At 66.6% G+C, this 17,239-nt stretch carries 13 protein-coding genes and 2 tRNA genes; 14 read left to right on the top strand and 1 reads right to left on the bottom strand.

All coding sequences use genetic code 11. The features are described 5' to 3' along the window. Positions 1-518 precede the first annotated feature (518 nt). The 13 genes from dnaA to AB0I35_RS01070 all read left to right on the top strand — a co-directional run bounded on the left by dnaA (position 519) and on the right by AB0I35_RS01070 (position 16,392). Positions 519-2,699 carry a chromosomal replication initiator protein DnaA gene (dnaA, locus tag AB0I35_RS01130; RefSeq protein WP_357393249.1) on the top strand — a complete coding sequence of 727 codons (2,181 nt, stop codon included), beginning with the start codon at positions 519-521 and terminating at the stop codon, positions 2,697-2,699. 773 nt (positions 2,700-3,472) lie between these two features. Next, complete coding sequence (gene dnaN, locus AB0I35_RS01125; protein ID WP_067495127.1) at positions 3,473-4,648, top strand: DNA polymerase III subunit beta; 1,176 nt, start codon at positions 3,473-3,475, stop codon at positions 4,646-4,648. 17 nt (positions 4,649-4,665) lie between these two features. Further along, positions 4,666-5,850 carry a DNA replication/repair protein RecF gene (recF, locus tag AB0I35_RS01120; RefSeq protein WP_357393247.1) on the top strand — a complete coding sequence of 395 codons (1,185 nt, stop codon included), beginning with the start codon at positions 4,666-4,668 and terminating at the stop codon, positions 5,848-5,850. A gap of 102 nt (positions 5,851-5,952) precedes the next feature. Further along, on the top strand, positions 5,953-6,519 hold the full coding sequence (locus tag AB0I35_RS01115; RefSeq protein ID WP_067495133.1) for a DUF721 family protein: 567 nt from the start codon (positions 5,953-5,955) through the stop codon (positions 6,517-6,519). A 398-nt stretch (positions 6,520-6,917) separates the two neighbouring features. Beyond that, positions 6,918-8,951, top strand: a complete 2,034-nt coding sequence (gyrB, locus tag AB0I35_RS01110; RefSeq protein WP_357393245.1) for a DNA topoisomerase (ATP-hydrolyzing) subunit B — start codon at positions 6,918-6,920, stop codon at positions 8,949-8,951. Between the two features lie 55 nt (positions 8,952-9,006). Further along, positions 9,007-11,517, top strand: a complete 2,511-nt coding sequence (gene gyrA, locus AB0I35_RS01105; protein ID WP_357393243.1) for a DNA gyrase subunit A — start codon at positions 9,007-9,009, stop codon at positions 11,515-11,517. Positions 11,518-11,556: 39 nt separating this feature from the next. Continuing rightward, positions 11,557-12,579 carry a DUF3566 domain-containing protein gene (locus AB0I35_RS01100; RefSeq protein ID WP_067495142.1) on the top strand — a complete coding sequence of 341 codons (1,023 nt, stop codon included), beginning with the start codon at positions 11,557-11,559 and terminating at the stop codon, positions 12,577-12,579. Positions 12,580-12,716: 137 nt separating this feature from the next. Further along, positions 12,717-12,790 (top strand) — tRNA-Ile (locus AB0I35_RS01095). A gap of 29 nt (positions 12,791-12,819) precedes the next feature. After that, positions 12,820-12,927, top strand: a complete 108-nt coding sequence (locus AB0I35_RS01090) for a DLW-39 family protein (protein ID WP_210740150.1) — start codon at positions 12,820-12,822, stop codon at positions 12,925-12,927. 31 nt (positions 12,928-12,958) lie between these two features. Next, positions 12,959-13,031 (top strand) — tRNA-Ala (locus AB0I35_RS01085). Between the two features lie 5 nt (positions 13,032-13,036). Next, the gene (locus AB0I35_RS01080) at positions 13,037-13,975 is read left to right on the top strand and encodes an acyl-CoA dehydrogenase family protein (RefSeq protein ID WP_357393241.1); all 939 of its coding nucleotides are present in this window, start codon (positions 13,037-13,039) and stop codon (positions 13,973-13,975) included. A 570-nt stretch (positions 13,976-14,545) separates the two neighbouring features. After that, the gene (locus AB0I35_RS01075) at positions 14,546-15,541 is read left to right on the top strand and encodes an ATP-binding cassette domain-containing protein (protein ID WP_357393239.1); all 996 of its coding nucleotides are present in this window, start codon (positions 14,546-14,548) and stop codon (positions 15,539-15,541) included. A 56-nt stretch (positions 15,542-15,597) separates the two neighbouring features. Then, positions 15,598-16,392 (top strand): ABC transporter permease, encoded by a 795-nt coding sequence (locus AB0I35_RS01070; protein ID WP_067495430.1) that lies wholly within the window; start codon positions 15,598-15,600, stop codon positions 16,390-16,392. Between the two features lie 5 nt (positions 16,393-16,397). Here the strand turns inward: AB0I35_RS01070 and AB0I35_RS01065 are convergent, their stop codons facing one another. Then, entirely contained in the window at positions 16,398-16,574 is a 177-nt protein-coding gene (locus tag AB0I35_RS01065; protein WP_166655808.1) for a hypothetical protein, read from the bottom strand. Between the two features lie 99 nt (positions 16,575-16,673). Here AB0I35_RS01065 and AB0I35_RS01060 point away from each other — a divergent pair, with 99 nt between their 5' ends. Then, positions 16,674-17,201, top strand: a complete 528-nt coding sequence (locus AB0I35_RS01060; protein WP_357393237.1) for a peptidylprolyl isomerase — start codon at positions 16,674-16,676, stop codon at positions 17,199-17,201. The last annotated feature ends 38 nt before the right edge of the window (positions 17,202-17,239 follow it).

Raw genomic sequence — 17,239 nt, 5'->3', positions numbered from 1 at the left:
CCATACAGGGTCAAATTCGGCCCACATGGGGCGAAACGGTCGGCGAACGTCCGGCCCGGAAATGGTCGGGACGAGTACCGAGGTCCAGATTACCTGTCGGCCGTGTCCGGCCGTCGGCGAGCCGACCTGCGGCGACACGCCCGGGCGTCACTGACGCGGACAGCAACTTTTCGTGAGTTCCTCCACACCTCTGGCGCCGCGGGCGCCTTGCGGCTAGCCTCTGTAGCCGGGGGATTGCTGAAGAACCGCAGGTCCAGCACCTTTCACTGCCACACGCTGGCAGAATTCCTCTATCCCCAGGTTTGTCCACATCTGTGGATAATTGTATGGAAAGACGGCCGGAGTGGCATATTCGTAGGGCCGACGGTGCCCTCGCCAAGTCCGATCCCGGGACCGCACGGCGTTCGAACCGGCTTCGGTTGTTCGCTTCGATCACGCCGATCGCACCTGGTCACAGGTGCTGCGTTGGCGTGCTCGGCGGCCGTTGGCCCAACAAACCGGTCCGGGGAGGACGCTGCATGGACGACGAGCAGAACGTGCTGGCCACAGTGTGGCCGGAGGTGGTCGCCGAACTCACCACCGGCTCGGCCGACGGCGCCATTCCCGCGGTGAGCCGAGCCCAGCAGGCGTGGTTGAAGCTGGTGAAACCGCTCACCGTCGCCCAGGGCTTCGCGTTGCTGTCCGTTCCGTCGTCGCTGGCACAGGAGGCGATCGAGCGTGATCTGCGCGAGCCGATCCTGCGTTCGCTCGGCCGCAGACTCGGGCCGCAGGTGGAAGGACTCGGTGTGCGCATCGCCGCGCCGAGCCCGGCTGCGGGGGAGCGCACGGGCAGTTCGCCCCGGCACGCCAGGATGACGAGCCGTCCGGAGCGTCCGCGTGAGCAGGTTCGCCCGCCCGCCGGCTACCCTGGTCCCGATTTCAGCGTGCCGGATTATCCCCAGCGCGGTGACTACGGCAGGCCGCGCTACGGCGCCGAGGACTACAACGGCAACTCCGGCGAGTACGGCAACGACTACCAGCAGGCTGCCGAATATCAGCAGGCCCCCGATTACCAGCGCGACGGCGAGTACGGCAGCAGCTTCGGCGGCCGCGAGTTCCCGGCGCAGGCCGGTGAGTACGGCGAGCGCGCCGAATACTCCGGGCCGCGTGAGTACCCGGCCGAGCCGGAGTACCAGCCGCAGGTCGACTACCAGCAGCAATCGGAGTACCAGCAGGCTCCCGAGTACGCCAAGCCCCAGGAGTACAAGGCCGCCGAGTACACCGGTGAGGAATTTCCCGGCGCCGATTTCGAGCCGACGGCTGTCTACCCCGTTTCCGATTTCACCGGCGAGTTCGCCGGCCGCCCGGACTTCCGTGGTGCCCGCCCCGAACAGCGCGCCCCCGAACCGACCCATGGCAGGCGCGAGCAGGGTTCGTCGCGGCGCGATCATTCCGGGCAGGAAACCCTGTTCGGCACCGATCCGCCCGCCCGTGCGCCGCGACGGCCGCAACCGCAGGAGGAGCCGGCCGCCGCGCGCGTCGAGGAGACACCGGCCGATACCGCGCCCGAGCCGCCGCGCCCGGGAACGCCGGGTGCCCAGCCCGTCGACGACGAGCCGGTGGTCGACGCGCGCAACAACTGGCCGACGTATTTCAGCAAGTCGCCCGAGGCGCCGCCGCAGTCGTCGTCCTCGGCCAGCCTGAACGCCAAGTACACCTTCGAGACGTTCGTGATCGGCGCGTCGAACCGGTTCGCCCATGCCGCCGCGGTGGCCATCGCGGAGGCGCCTGCCCGGGCCTACAACCCGCTGTTCGTCTGGGGCGCTTCGGGTTTGGGCAAGACGCACCTGTTGCACGCGGCCGGTCACTACGCGCAGCGACTGTTCCCCGGCATGCGGGTGAAGTACGTGTCGACCGAGGAATTCACCAACGACTTCATCAACAGCCTCCGCGACGACCGCAAGGTGGCCTTCAAGCGCCGCTACCGCGAGACCGACATCCTGCTGGTCGACGACATCCAGTTCATCGAGGGTAAGGAAGGTATCCAGGAGGAGTTCTTCCACACCTTCAACACTCTGCACAACGCGAACAAGCAGATCGTGGTGTCCTCGGATCGTCCGCCCAAGCAGCTGGCCACCCTCGAGGAGCGGCTGCGGACCAGGTTCGAGTGGGGCCTGATCACCGATGTGCAGCCGCCGGAGCTCGAGACCCGCATCGCGATCCTGCGCAAGAAGGCCAGGATGGATCGGCTCGACGTGCCCCACGACGTGCTCGAACTCATCGCGAGCCGGGTGGAACGCAATATCCGCGAGCTCGAGGGCGCGCTGATCCGGGTGACGGCCTTCGCCTCGCTCAACGGGCAGCCGCTGGACCTGTCGCTGGCCGAGGTGGTGCTGCGGGACCTGATGCCCGACACCGCCGCGCTCGAGATCAACGCGGCCACGATCATGGCGGTCACCGCCGAGTACTTCAACACGACGTTGGAGGAGCTCACCGGGCCGGGTAAGGCACGTCCGCTGGCGCAGGCGCGGCAGATCGCCATGTACCTGTGCCGTGAGCTGACCGATCTGTCGCTGCCCAAGATCGGGCAGGCGTTCGGCCGCGACCACACGACGGTCATGTACGCGGAGAAGAAGGTGCGCAAGGAGATGACCGAACGGCGTCGCGTGTACGACCAGGTCCAAGAACTCACAGCCCGAATCAAACAGCGCTCCCGCTGATTTCATCCCCAACCCCGAACACCGCCCTGAGCTGGGGCGGTGTTCTTTTTTGCCCTGTGGAATCCCTGTGGAGTCCTCGAGGAATCCACCGGTTGTGCACCGGTTCACACACAGGCCTGGGGAGGGATCTGGGGAGCATCTACCCACAGGCAGTTGTGCACATCGTCCACAGGTTCCTCCGCCAACAGCCTGTGAGTGCCACTGACCTGCGGCGGCGCCGAGTCCGGCCTGTGGATTCCTCGAGGACTTCTTGTGGACTCCTCGAGGAATCCACCGGTTCGTCACCACCCTTGGTCAGGGTGTGAACAAGTGGGTGAAATCGGTGGAACAACTCGAGGACTACTCGAGGATGGATCTGGGACAACTTCGGGTGTCCACAGACACCGCCGATTCATCCTCGAGTCACTCCACGGCCATCCCCATGCCACCAAGCCCTCTGAGCTGCGGAAACGGGGGAAGTCCACAGATTCCACAGTGCCTACTACTACTTCAGTTCTCATTCATAGAGAGATCTCTTTAAAACAGGGTGTGTGGAAACTCGGTCGGGGAGGCTCGGCTCGGTCGGTGGTTCACTCACAGGCAGGCAAGGACAGCAGGGGCGGGTTCAGGAAGCGCGGAACTCCTAGAGGGTCGATGCGGAGATCGCGCGTTGTCCGGGTACCGTTTGGTTGTCGGCAGGTTGTGCGAGACTCAGTGCGCGGCCGACGCAGCACCTCAACTCCGCTGAACACACCCGCATACGGATTCGAAACTCGGAGAGGACAAATCGGGCGATGGAGCTTGCGAGCATGAAGTTTCGGGTCGCCCGAGAGGATTTCGCCGAGTCGGTGGCCTGGGTGGCCCGTAGCCTCCCGTCCCGGCCTCCTGTGCCGGTTCTCGGTGGCGTCCTGCTGGTGGCCGACGAGAACGGCCTGACTGTCTCCGGATTCGACTACGAGGTCTCCGCGCAGATGCGTGTGGCGGCCGAGGTCGCCGGTCCGGGGCAGGTCCTGGTCTCGGGTCGTCTGCTGGCCGACATCACGAAGGCACTGTCGAACAAGCCGGTCGACGTGTCGGTCGACGGCACCCGTGTCCTCATCGCCTGTGGCAGCGCCAAGTTCTCCCTGCCGACCATGCCGGTCGAGGATTATCCCCAGCTGCCCGAGGTGCCCCAGCAGACCGGTGAACTCACCGTCGACGTGTTCGCCGAGGCCGTCGGTCAGGTCGCCGTCGCCGCGGGCCGTGACGACACGCTGCCCATGCTCACCGGTATCCGGGTGGAGATCGAGGGCAACGACGTGGTGCTCGCCGCCACCGACCGCTTCCGCCTCGCCGTGCGCCACCTGCAGTGGCAGCCAACGCGCCCCGACATCGAGACCGCGGTGCTCATCCCCGCGCGCACGCTGTCCGAGGCCGCCAAGACGCTCGGTACCGCCTCGGCGCCCGTGCAGCTCTCGCTCGGCAACGGCAACGGCGCCGACGGCCTGCTCGGCATCGTCAACGCGGGCAGGCGGACCACCACCCGCCTGCTCGACGCGGAATTCCCCAAGTTCCGCCAGTTGCTCCCCAAGGAGCACACCTCCATCGCCACGCTGCCGGTGTCGGCGCTGTCGGAGGCGATCAAGCGTGTGGCGCTGGTGGCCGAGCGCGGCGCCCAGGTGCGCCTCGAGTTCTCCACAGACGGTGTGTTGCTATCGGCCGGTGGGGACGACGCGGGCCGCGCCGAGGAATGGCTCGAGGCCGATTTCCGTGGTGAGCCGCTGACCATCGCGTTCAACCCCGGATACCTCACCGAGGGTCTGTCGGCGCTGCACGCCGATCGGGTCACCTTCGGCTTCACCACGCCGAGCCGCCCCGCCGTGCTGCTGCCCGCCTCCGACGAGGAGCCCAAGGTGCTCGAGTCCGGTGCGTTCGCGGCGCTGGAGAGCCAGTACATCTACCTGTTGATGCCGGTCCGGCTGCCCGGCTGAGCGGGGCCGCACCGCACATGTTCATCCGTGCGCTGTCGGTTCGTGATTTCCGCTCGTGGGAACACGCCGAACTGGAGTTGTCCCCAGGGCGCACCGTCCTGCTGGGGGCTAACGGCAACGGGAAGACCAATCTGCTCGAGGCGGTCGGCTATCTGGCGACGCTCGGCTCGCACCGGGTCTCCGCCGACGCGCCGCTGATCCGGATGGGCGCCACCCAGGCCGCGATCGGGGCGACCGTGGTGAACGCCGGCCGCGAGCTGCGCGTGGATGTGGAGCTCAAGCAGGGTGCCGCCAACCGCGCACAGATCAACCGTTCGCCGGTGCGCCGGTCGCGCGAGATCCTCGGCATCCTGCAGACCGTGTTGTTCGCGCCGGAGGATCTGGCGCTGGTCCGTGGCGACCCGGGGGAGCGGCGCCGGTTCCTCGACGAGTTGTGCACAGCCCGCCTGCCCAGGCTGGCGGGTGTGCGCGCCGACTACGACAAGGTGTTGCGCCAGCGGTCGGCGCTGCTGAAAACCGCTGGGCGCCAGGTACGTTCGCGTTCGGACCTGAGCACCCTCGACGTGTGGGACGGTCATCTGGCCGAGCACGCCTCGGTGTTGCTCACCCAGCGGCTGCGCCTGGTGCACGATCTGTATCCCTATCTCGCACAGGCGTATCGGTCTATCGCACCCGAATCACGCCCGGCCGCAATCGCTTACCGTTCCGGGTATCTTCCGCCGGACCTGCTCGATCCCGCGCGGGCACCCGAACCCGACGACGTGGACCAGGTGCGCGAGATCGTGCTGCGCGAACTGGCCGCCGCGCGCGGCCGCGAACTCGACCGCGGTGTGTGCCTGGTCGGCCCACATCGTGACGATCTGGACCTGCTGCTCGGCAGCGCGCCGGCGAAGGGGTTCGCCAGTCACGGCGAGTCGTGGTCGTTCGCGCTGGCGCTGCGGCTGGCCTCGTTCGAGTTGTTGCGCAACACCGGCGCCGAACCGGTGCTGCTGCTCGACGACGTGTTCGCCGAACTGGACCGGCGCCGCCGGACCGCCCTCGCGGAAGTGGCGGCCGGTGCCGAACAGGTCCTCATCACCGCCGCGGTCGCCGAGGACGTACCCGCCGAACTGGCCGCCGCGCCGCTGCGGGTGCAGACCGAGGGCGACGCGGACCGGCGCACCTCACGGATCGTGGCCGAAGATATGCACAGCCGGCCATAGTTATCAACAGGCCCTGTGGAAAACCGTGGACATGCTGGACATATGCCGCATCGGTGCGCGACTGCTCTGTCGGGCACCCGGCGTAGACTCCCGAACCGACCGATGAGCCTCGAGACCGGAAGGTGGGACCGCGTGCAGGACGAGCCGGAAGCGGAACTGCGCGGGATCGATCTGGCCCGCCGCGCCCTCGAGGAAGCACGGGCGGCGGCCAAGGCCAGCGGTAAGTCGGTGGGCCAGGGCCGGGCGTCGCCGGTGCGCAAGCTGCGCGCGGGTGGACGCCGCCGCAGCGGCTGGTCCGGTGCGGGCCCCGACGCCCGCGATCCCCAGCTGTTGTCCGCGCTCGCGGGCTCGATCGCGAAGAATCGTGGCTGGTCAGGCAAGGTTGCCGAGGGAATGGTCTTCGGCCGCTGGCCGAGCGTGGTCGGTGAGGACATCGCCGCACACGCCACCCCCGTGACCCTCGAGAACGGCGTGCTCAAGATCGCCGCCGAGTCCACGGCCTGGGCCACCCAGCTGCGGATGTTGCAGAGCCAGATCCTCGCCAAGATCAACGCGGCGGTCGGGCAGGGCGTGGTCACCTCCCTGCGGATCACCGGTCCGGCGGCGCCGAGCTGGCGCAAGGGCGAACGCCACATCAAGGGCCGGGGCCCGCGCGACACCTACGGGTAGCCGGGCGGTCACCGGTGCGAGTTCCGTTGCGGCACCGCCGCTTCGATCCCCAGATTCGCGACCTGTGGACAAAGCCTGTGGATAACTTTCGAAAAGGCGATGACCGCACTCGCGAGAACATGGGTAACTCACCGGGCACGGGCCAACTTGCCCACTTCCCGAAGCTTGCCGCGTTATCGCGTCTCCACGCTTCCGAATCTGGCCAAGATACGCGGGGAGGCGGGCCAGCCCGAGTTCTTGCATTCACGGCGACGCCAGGGGTGTCGTAGGTGCACTGTAAGTTGGCCTTACCAGTAGGATGGTGACGTAACCAGCGGCGAACCCTCGACGCGCGTGTTGTGCAGCCGCTTGCGAGCTGTCCGCGCCAGGGATCAGCAAGTAAGGAGAGCTACCGACAAGTGGCTGCCAACGACTCCAACGCATCGGGCAACAATTCGGGCTACGGTGCCTCGTCCATCACGGTCCTCGAAGGCCTCGAGGCGGTGCGCAAGCGCCCTGGCATGTACATCGGTTCCACCGGTGAACGCGGTCTGCACCACCTGATCTGGGAGGTTGTGGACAACTCGGTCGACGAGGCGATGGCGGGCCACGCGACCAGGGTCGACGTGACGCTGCTGGCCGACGGTGGTGTCGAGGTCGTCGACGACGGCCGAGGTATCCCCACCGCCATGCACGCGCAGGGCATTCCGACCGTCGAGGTCGTCATGACCCAGCTGCACGCCGGCGGCAAGTTCGACTCCGACGCCTACGCGGTGTCCGGTGGTCTGCACGGTGTCGGTATCTCGGTGGTGAACGCCCTGTCGAGCAAGCTGGAAGCCGAGATCGACAACGACGGCTACCACTGGACCCAGGTCTACAAGGATTCCAAGCCCGGCAAGCTGGTCCAGGGCGAGCCGACCACGCGCACCGGTACGACGATCCGGTTCTGGGCCGATCCGGAGATCTTCGAGACCACCACCTACAACTTCGAGACGGTCGCGCGCCGTCTGCAGGAGATGGCGTTCCTCAACAAGGGCCTGACCATCACCCTCACCGACGAGCGGGTGAGCGATTCCGAGGTCACCGACGAGGTGGTCAGTGAGACGGCCGAGGCGCCCAAGCACGCCGACGAGGTCGCCGCTCAGGCGGTCGAGCACAAGGTGAAGACCCGCACCTACCACTACCCGGGCGGTCTGGTGGATTTCGTCCGCCACATCAACCGCACCAAGTCGGCCATCCACAACTCGGTCGTCGGCTTCACCGGCAAGGGCACCGGGCACGAGCTCGAGGTCGCGATGCAGTGGAACTCGGGCTACTCCGAGTCCGTGCACACCTTCGCCAACACGATCAACACCCATGAGGGTGGTACCCACGAAGAGGGTTTCCGCGCGGCGCTCACCACGGTGGTCAACAAGTACGCCAAGGAGAAGAAGCTCCTCAAGGAGAAGGACGGCAACCTCACCGGCGACGACATCCGCGAGGGCCTGGCCGCCATCGTGAGCGTGAAGGTCGGCGAGCCGCAGTTCGAGGGCCAGACCAAGACCAAGCTCGGCAACACCGAGGTGAAGTCGTTCGTGCAGCGCGCCTGCAACGAGCACCTCACGCACTGGTTCGAGGCCAACCCGGCCGACGCGAAGACCATCGTGCAGAAGGCCGTGTCGTCGGCGCAGGCCCGGATGGCCGCTCGTAAGGCCCGTGAGCTGGTGCGTCGCAAGTCGGCGACCGATCTGGGCGGGTTGCCCGGCAAGCTGGCCGACTGCCGCTCCAAGGATCCGGGCAAGTGCGAGATCTACATCGTCGAGGGTGACTCCGCCGGTGGCTCGGCCAAGTCCGGCCGCGACTCGATGTACCAGGCGATTCTTCCGCTGCGCGGCAAGATCATCAATGTCGAGAAGGCCCGCATCGACCGCGTCCTCAAGAACAACGAGGTCCAGTCGATCATCACCGCGTTCGGCACCGGTATCCACGACGAGTTCGATATCGCCAAGCTGCGCTACAACAAGATCATCCTGATGGCCGACGCCGACGTCGACGGCCAGCACATCGCCACGCTGCTGCTCACGCTGCTGTTCCGCTTCATGCGTCCGCTGGTGGAGCAGGGTCACGTGTTCCTGGCCCAGCCGCCGCTGTACAAGCTCAAGTGGATGCGTTCGGAGCCGGAGTTCGCCTACTCCGACCGCGAGCGCGACGCGCTGGTCGAGGCCGGTCTGGCCGCGGGCAAGAAGATCAACAAGGACGACGGCATCCAGCGCTACAAGGGTCTGGGTGAGATGAACGCCAAGGAGCTGTGGGAAACCACCATGGATCCGTCGGTGCGGGTGCTTCGTCAGGTGACGCTCGACGATGCCGCCGCGGCCGACGAGCTGTTCTCCGTGCTGATGGGCGAGGACGTGGAGGCACGTCGCAGCTTCATCACCCGTAACGCCAAGGACGTTCGCTTCCTCGATGTGTAGGTCGGTGCTGCGCCTCGGCGCGCCCGCGAACACATCAGCCCTCTAAGGAGATTCGATGACTGAGACCACGCTGCCACCGTCCGGCGGTGCGGGCGACCGGATCGAACCGGTCGACATCCAGAACGAAATGCAGAGCAGCTACATCGATTACGCGATGAGCGTGATCGTGGGCCGCGCGCTGCCCGATGTGCGCGACGGCCTCAAGCCGGTGCACCGGCGCGTGCTCTACGCCATGTACGACAACGGCTACCGCCCCGATCGCGGTTACGTGAAGTCGGCGCGTCCGGTCGCCGAGACCATGGGTAACTACCATCCGCACGGCGACTCGTCGATCTACGACACCCTCGTGCGCATGGCCCAGCCGTGGTCGCTGCGGTACCCGCTCGTCGACGGCCAGGGCAACTTCGGTTCCCGCGGCAACGACGGCGCGGCCGCCATGCGTTACACCGAGTGCCGTCTCACGCCGCTGGCGATGGAGATGCTGCGCGATATCGACAGCGAGACCGTCGATTTCGTGCCCAACTACGACGGCCGCTCGCAGGAGCCGACCGTGCTGCCCGCGCGCGTGCCCGCACTGCTGATGAACGGCAGCAACGGTATCGCCGTCGGCATGGCGACCAACATCCCGCCGCACAACCTGAACGAGCTGGCCGAGGCCATCTACTGGTCGCTGGAGAACTACGACGCCGACGAGGAATCCACCCTCGCCGCGTGCATGGAGCGCGTCAAGGGACCCGACTTCCCGACGCACGGTCTGATCGTCGGCAGCCAGGGCATCCACGACGCCTACACCACCGGTCGCGGTTCCATCCGCATGCGCGGTGTCGTCGAGATCGAGGAAGACGCGCGTGGCCGCACCACGATCGTCATCACCGAGCTGCCGTACCAGGTGAACACCGACAACTTCGTCAACTCGATCGCCGAGCAGGTCAAGGACGGCAAGATCGCGGGTATCTCCGATATCCACGACGAGTCCTCCGATCGGGTCGGCATGCGCATCGTGGTGACGGTCAAGCGCGACGCCGTGGCCAAGGTCGTGCTGAACAACCTCTACAAGCACACCCAGCTGCAGACCAGCTTCGGCGCGAACATGCTCTCGATCGTCGACGGTGTGCCGCGCACGCTGCGCCTGGATCAGATGATCCGGCACTACGTGAACCACCAGCTCGAGGTCATCGTCCGGCGCACCCGCTACCTGCTGCGTAAGGCCGAGGAGCGGGCCCACATCCTGCGCGGCCTGGTCAAGGCGCTCGACCTGCTCGACGAGGTCATCGCGCTGATCCGTGGGTCGGCCAACACCGACACCGCGCGCACCGGCCTGATGCAGCTGCTCGACATCGACGAGATCCAGTCGACCGCGATCCTGGACATGCAGCTGCGTCGCCTCTCGGCGCTGGAGCGGCAGAAGATCATCGACGATCTGGCCAAGATCGAGCTCGAGATCGCCGACTACAAGGACATTCTCGAGAAGCCGGAACGCCAGCGCGCGATCGTGCGTGACGAGCTGGCCGAGATCGTCGAGAAGTACGGCGACGACCGCCGCACCAGGATCATCGCCGCCGACGGTGACGTGGCCGACGAGGACCTGATCGCCCGCGAGGACGTGGTCGTCACGATCACCGAGACCGGCTACGCCAAGCGGACCAAGACCGACCTGTACCGCTCGCAGAAGCGCGGCGGCAAGGGCGTGATGGGTGCCGGCCTCAAGCAGGACGACATCGTCAAGCACTTCTTCATCTCCTCCACCCACGACTGGCTGCTGTTCTTCACGAACAAGGGCCGGGTGTACCGGGCCAAGGCCTACGAGCTGCCCGAGGCCAACCGCACCGCGCGTGGCCAGCACGTGGCCAACCTGCTGGCGTTCCAGCCGGACGAGAAGATCGCCCAGATCATCCAGCTCAAGACCTACGAGGACGCCCCGTACCTGGTGCTGGCGACCCGCGCGGGCCTGGTGAAGAAGTCCAAGCTCACCGATTTCGACTCCAACCGGTCCGGTGGCATCGTCGCGGTGAACCTGCGCGACGACGACGAACTGGTCGGTGCGGTGCTGTGCTCGGCCGACGACGACCTGCTGCTCGTCTCGGCGCACGGCCAGTCGATCCGCTTCGCGGCGACCGACGAGGCGCTGCGTCCGATGGGTCGCGCCACCTCCGGTGTGCAGGGCATGCGGTTCAACACCGACGACGAATTGCTCTCGCTCAATGTGGTCCGCCCGGACACCTATTTGTTGGTCGCGACCGCCGGTGGGTATGCCAAGCGTACGGCGATCGAGGAGTACACCGCGCAGGGTCGCGGCGGAAAAGGCGTATTGACAATCCAATACGATCCGAAGCGTGGCAGCCTGGTGGGTGCGCTCATCGTCGACGACGAGGACGAGTTGTACGCGATCACTTCCAGTGGTGGCGTCATCCGCACCGCGGCCAAGCAGGTCCGCAAAGCCGGACGCCAGACCAAGGGCGTGCGATTGATGAACCTCGCGGATGGCGATACCTTGCTAGCGATCGCGCGCAACGCCGACGAGCCCGATCCCGATCAGCTCATCGGCGACGCGGCCTCGGAGCAATAACCCAACCAGCGGCGGCAACGAACGGATCTGAGGATTCCATTGACCACACCGAATCAGTCGAACGACGATCGGAACCAGACCAACGGCGTCACCGAGCGGGTCGCCTCGTCTCCGATCCAGCCGCGGCCGATCCCACGTCAGGGTGCGGCCGAAGGCGCCAAGGCACCGGAATCCGGTGGCGCCGGGGACGAATCGTTCGACCAGGCCACCGTGCGGATGGGTACCGAGCCGAACGGGCCTGCCAACGGCTCGGGCAACGGCAAGGGTAAATCGCCCTACCAGGACGGCTGGGCGCAGTTGCCGCAGCGGGAACCGCAGTCCAACCTGTACCGCCCGGGTGAGGCGCCGAGCCAGGGCCGCCCGTCCTCGGGTGGTCAGGGTGGCGGTGGCCTCAAGGGCAGCGGTCCGTCCAACGCGCGCACCACCGCCGACCTGGCGGCCAAGGCGGCGCGCAAGGAAGCCGCGATGGTGAAGTCCGTCGGTATCGACGGGCCGACCCGAAGCATCGCGCGCCCCGAGCTGGTCAAGGACATGCCCGATCTATCGGATGTGCGTCATCCGGGGTCGGACCTGCCGATGGCCAACACCGGGCTGCCGATGGCTCCTCAGCAGCCGCAGAGCGGACCGTCGGCGCGGGCCGCGGCCGCCTCGGGCCCGGTGTCGCCCGCCGTTCCGGTGGCCATCGCGGCCGCCGCGTCGGGTGAACCGCTGCGCGCGACGGTGCAGATCCGCCGCATCGATCCGTGGTCGACGCTGAAGATCACGCTGGTCATCAGCGTCGCGCTGTTCTTCGTGTGGATGGTCGCCGTCGGCCTGCTCTACATCGTGCTCGCCGGTATGGGTGTGTGGGACAACCTGGACAACTCGCTGGGCGAGATGTTCAACCAGGAGGGCAGCTCGGGCGGCCTGATCGACGCGGGCACGATCTTCGGGTACGCGGGCGTCATCGGGCTCATCAACGTGGTGCTGTTCACCGCGCTGGCGACGGTCGGTGTGTTCATCTACAACCAGTGCTGCGATCTGGTCGGTGGCATCCAGGTGACCCTGGCCGATCCGGACTAGGGGAACGCGTTTTCCGGCACGGCCGGTCGGACCAGGAAACTGGCTCTGACCGGCCGTTTTGGTTATCGGCGGGAGGGTAAGGTAACCTCGTGTCTCGTTGCGGTTCACTGCTCCGGCAGGGGATCGGAATCGAGTTCGGGCCTATAGCTCAGGCGGTTAGAGCGCTTCGCTGATAACGAAGAGGTCGGAGGTTCAAGTCCTCCTAGGCCCACTCCCGAACATCACAGTAGGGTGGGAATCATGAAGATTGTCCTCACGGTCGGTGTTGTGATCGCGGTTCTCATCGGTATCACCAAATTCCGCAAGCGCGACGAAGCCGATCTCTGGCGTGAGGTCACCACCCGCTGATTCGGGTTGCCAGCCGGTACACCACCGGTAAGGGGCCTTAGCTCAATTGGCAGAGCACTGCCTTTGCAAGGCAGGGGTTAGGGGTTCGATTCCCCTAGGCTCCACTTCTGTGAATTCCTCGGTTTTCGATTTCCTGCTCACCGCTGCCCCCGGTGCCGCCGATTCGGCGGATTTCGCGGCGGACTGGGCACGTCACCGCGCTCGCTGCGCGGATCTCACCAATTCTGTCGACCGCGCCGCTGTCGCCGGATTCGACGGTGTCGCATTGGGTTCCGCGTTCCTCGGTGGATACCAGGAAGCGCTGCACGCGCTGGTTCCCGTCCTCGCCCCCGACGAGCTGAGTTCGATGTGCGCGACCGAGGCCACCGGAGCACGACCCTCGGCCATGACGACGACCGTCGCCGGCGACGGGATGGTGACCGGCACCAAATCGTTCGCCACCCTCGGCACCTTCGCCAGCCGGTTTCTCGTGATCGCCCGTGCGGGCACACATTCCGACGGCAAGCCGCGGCTGCGTGCCGTGCTCGTCGCGGCCGGACCGCAGGCGACGGTGGCCCCGCTGCCGCCGTTGCCGTTCGCACCGGAGATTCCGCACGCCACCGTCACTTTCGCGGACGCGCCGGGAGAAACGCTGCCCGGCGACGGCTACGCCGATTACCTGAAGCCGTTTCGCACCGTCGAAGACCTGCACGTGCTCGCCGCTGTGCTCGGTCAGCTCGTGCGGGTAGGCCGACAAGCACAATGGCCCGCCGACGCGCTCACGGCCCTGCTGGCGCTGTTTGCGGCCGTGCGTGGCCTCAGCACCGAACCCGCCGCCTCGGCGGGCGTGCATATCGCGCTCGCCGGCGTCTTCGATCGCTGTACCGCGCTGCTCACCGAACTCGAACCGCACTGGGACCGGGTGGATCAGGAGATCAGGCAGCGCTGGAAGCGGGACGCACCGCTACTCGGGGTCGCCGGGAAGGTTCGTGCGGCCCGGCTGGCTACCGCCTGGCGCACAGTGGCCGAACAGGGGGCTGGAGCGCCTGCGGGCCACGAGAATCACTAGCTGTTCTCGTGGCCGCGTCGCCTGGCCTGAACCCGGCCGTCGGGCGATGGAACTGCACCTTGCCGGAAAATGGGGAGCGGGCCTCGGCGAAGGGGGGGAGTTAGCCGAGGCCCGCGTAGGGTCGGCCCGGGGGGGAGGGGCCGACGTGAACGATCCTACGCGATCCGCGCGGAAATCGTGTACGCGCAACGGATCAGTTTCCGAGAATTTTTCGTGTCGCGGCCCGTCATGGGGCCGTCGGCCGCAGGCGCGGCGCGGCCGCCACCGTGTTGTGAGACATCACAAACCTCTTACGAACACCCGAAGTCGCTGGTACGCAAGGTTTTACGGCTCGTGTGAGCTGAACATGTTCTCGCCGGTGTCGATGCGCGGCCACCCGGAATCCGGGCCGGACCGCAGCCGCATCGCCGAAAAATCAGTCCGATTCGCCGCGTGTCGCATGCAATCGGCATGTCGAACAGATTTGTACATCTGACATCGTGAACCACCCGAAATGAGGATGCGACTTGTCGGTGGGTGGGGCAATACTGAGGCCACCAAGGGTTCGCGAACTACGACATCAGGAGAATCATGCCCGACGCAATCGTCGCCGAGGGTCTGGTCAAACGGTACGGACAGCTCACCGCACTGGACGGGCTGGATCTGTCCGTCCCCGAAGGCACCGTCACCGCACTTCTCGGCCCGAACGGCGCGGGAAAGACCACGACTGTCCGTGTACTCACCACTCTGCTCGTTCCCGACGAAGGCCGCGCCACCGTCGCCGGGGTCGATGTCATCAACAATCCGCAGGCCCTGCGCTCGCGCATCGGCGCGTCGGGCCAGTACGCCGCCGTCGACGAGTATCTGACCGGCTTCGAGAACCTCGAAATGGTCGGCAGGCTCTATCACCTCGGCACGCAGCGCAGTAAGGAACGGGCCCGCGAGCTGCTCGAACGCTTCCGGCTCACCGACGCCGCCGACCGCCCGGTGAAGGGCTACTCCGGCGGCATGCGCAGGCGCCTGGACCTCGCGGGCGCGCTGGTCGCCAACCCGCCGGTGCTGTTCCTCGACGAGCCGACCACCGGCCTCGACCCACGCGCGCGCCTGGATCTGTGGGACGTGATCGAGGAACTCGTCTCCGGCGGCACCACCCTGCTGCTCACCACCCAGTACATGGAGGAGGCCGACCGCCTTGCCGACTCCATCGCGGTGATCGACCGTGGCACCGTGATCGCCCGCGGCACCGCCGACGAACTCAAGGCGCTCGTCGGCGGCGACCGCATCGAACTCACCGTCGCCACCGCCGACCAGCTCACCGACGCCAAACAGGTGCTCAGCGGCCTGGCCGACGGCGAAATCCACATCGAACCGGGTCTGCGCAAGATCACCGTGCCCGTGGCCGACGGCTCGCAGGACCTGGTCACCGCCATCGGCAGGCTCACCGAGCACAAGGTGAAGATCAACGACGTCGCCCTGCGCAGGCCCTCGCTGGATGACGTATTCCTCACCCTCACCGGGCACGAGGCCGAAGAACTCGTCGCCGGGGATGCCGAGAAGGCAGGCGTCAAGGAAGGACAGAGCCGATGAGCGTCACGATGGACAAGACGCCGGTGACCGAGCCCGATCTGGTGCAGCGGTTGTCGATGGTGGTCAGTGACAGCCTCACGATCGCCAAGCGCAATGTCATCAAGATCAAGCGCGTGCCCGACGTGCTGATCTTCACCACCATGTCACCGATCATGTTCGTGCTGATGTTCGCCTACGTGTTCGGCTCGGCCATCAAGGTGCCGGGTCTCGAAGGCGGCTACCGCGAATTCCTGATCGCGGGCATCTTCGTCCAGACCGTGGTGTTCGGTGCCTCGTTCACCGGCGCCGGCCTGGCCGAGGACATGCAGAAGGGCATCATCGATCGGTTCCGGTCGCTGCCGATGGCGCCCTCGGCGGTGCTGTTCGGGCGCACGATCAGCGATGTGGTGATCAACCTGGTCAGCCTCGTCGTGATGTCGCTGACCGGGTTGATCGTCGGCTGGCGTATCCGTGGGTCGATTCTCGACGCGGTGCTCGCGTACCTGCTGATGCTGCTCTTCGCCTACGCGCTGTCGTGGATGATGGCCGTTGTCGGGTTGCTCGTGCGGGCGCCTGAGGTGTTCAACAACGCCAGCTTCATGGTGATCTTCCCGCTGACGTTCCTGTCCAACGCCTTCGTGCCGATCAACGACCTACCCGGCCCGCTGCGCGTGTTCGCCGAGTGGAATCCGATGTCGGCGGTCACCGAGTCGGTGCGTCAGCTGTTCGGCAACACCAGCCCGTTGGCCCCCACCTCGGAGGCGTGGTCGATGCAGCACCCGGTGGCCACGTCGCTGATCTGGATCGTGCTGATCCTGCTGATCTTCGTGCCGCTGGCTCAGGTGCAGTACAAGAAGTCCGTGAGCCGCTGAGCGGTTCAGCTCGCGCCGGTCTCCGCGACGGGGGCCGGCGCGGAGCCGTTGCGGGAGTAGCCGAGACGCGGCGGTTCGGCGGCGGGTTCGGGCAGCTGGGGGCGCTTGCTGCGGGCGATCCAGGCCAGCGCGCCCGCACCGGCGATCGCGAGGGAGGCGATGAGCGGGTTACGAAGCTTCATGCGACCACTGTGGCATAGAACGCCGCCGACGGCACAAACACGAAAACCACGCTCCACCAGGTGCCCGGCAGCGCGGTGACCGCGTGGCACCATTGCTGCGTGACCTCACCCCATCAGACGGCCGTGGCGACGCTGCACACCAACCACGGCGATATCAAGATCGCGCTTTTCGGTAACCACGCGCCCAAGACGGTGCGCAATTTCGTCGGCCTCGCCGACGGCAGCGCCCCGTACACCACCCCGAACGCGGGTGGCACGGAAGCTGGCCCGTTCTACGACGGCGCCGTCTTCCACCGGGTGATGCGGGGATTCATGATCCAGGGCGGTGACCCGACCGGTACCGGCCGCGGCGGTCCGGGCTACGAATTCGGCGACGAGTTCCATCCCGAACTGCGTTTCGATCGCGGATACCTGCTGGCCATGGCCAATGCGGGCCCGGGTACCAACGGATCGCAGTTCTTCATCACCGTGGGACCGCAACCCCACCTGAACCGCAAGCACACGATTTTCGGCGAGGTGGTCGACCCGGATTCGCGCAAGGTGGTCGACGCGATCGCGGCGGTGAAGACCGACCGCAACGATCGTCCGGCCGAGGAAGTCGTCATCTCGTCCATCACGATCGACTGATACCCGCGCACCTAAAAGAACTCCCCGCCGCGATCGTC

The organism is Nocardia sp. NPDC050378 (genome assembly GCF_040655675.1).
Lineage (GTDB): Bacteria > Actinomycetota > Actinomycetes > Mycobacteriales > Mycobacteriaceae > Nocardia > Nocardia coubleae.
The sequence above is the reverse complement of the archived record's forward strand: the minus strand, read 5'-3'. Positions and strand labels throughout refer to the sequence as shown.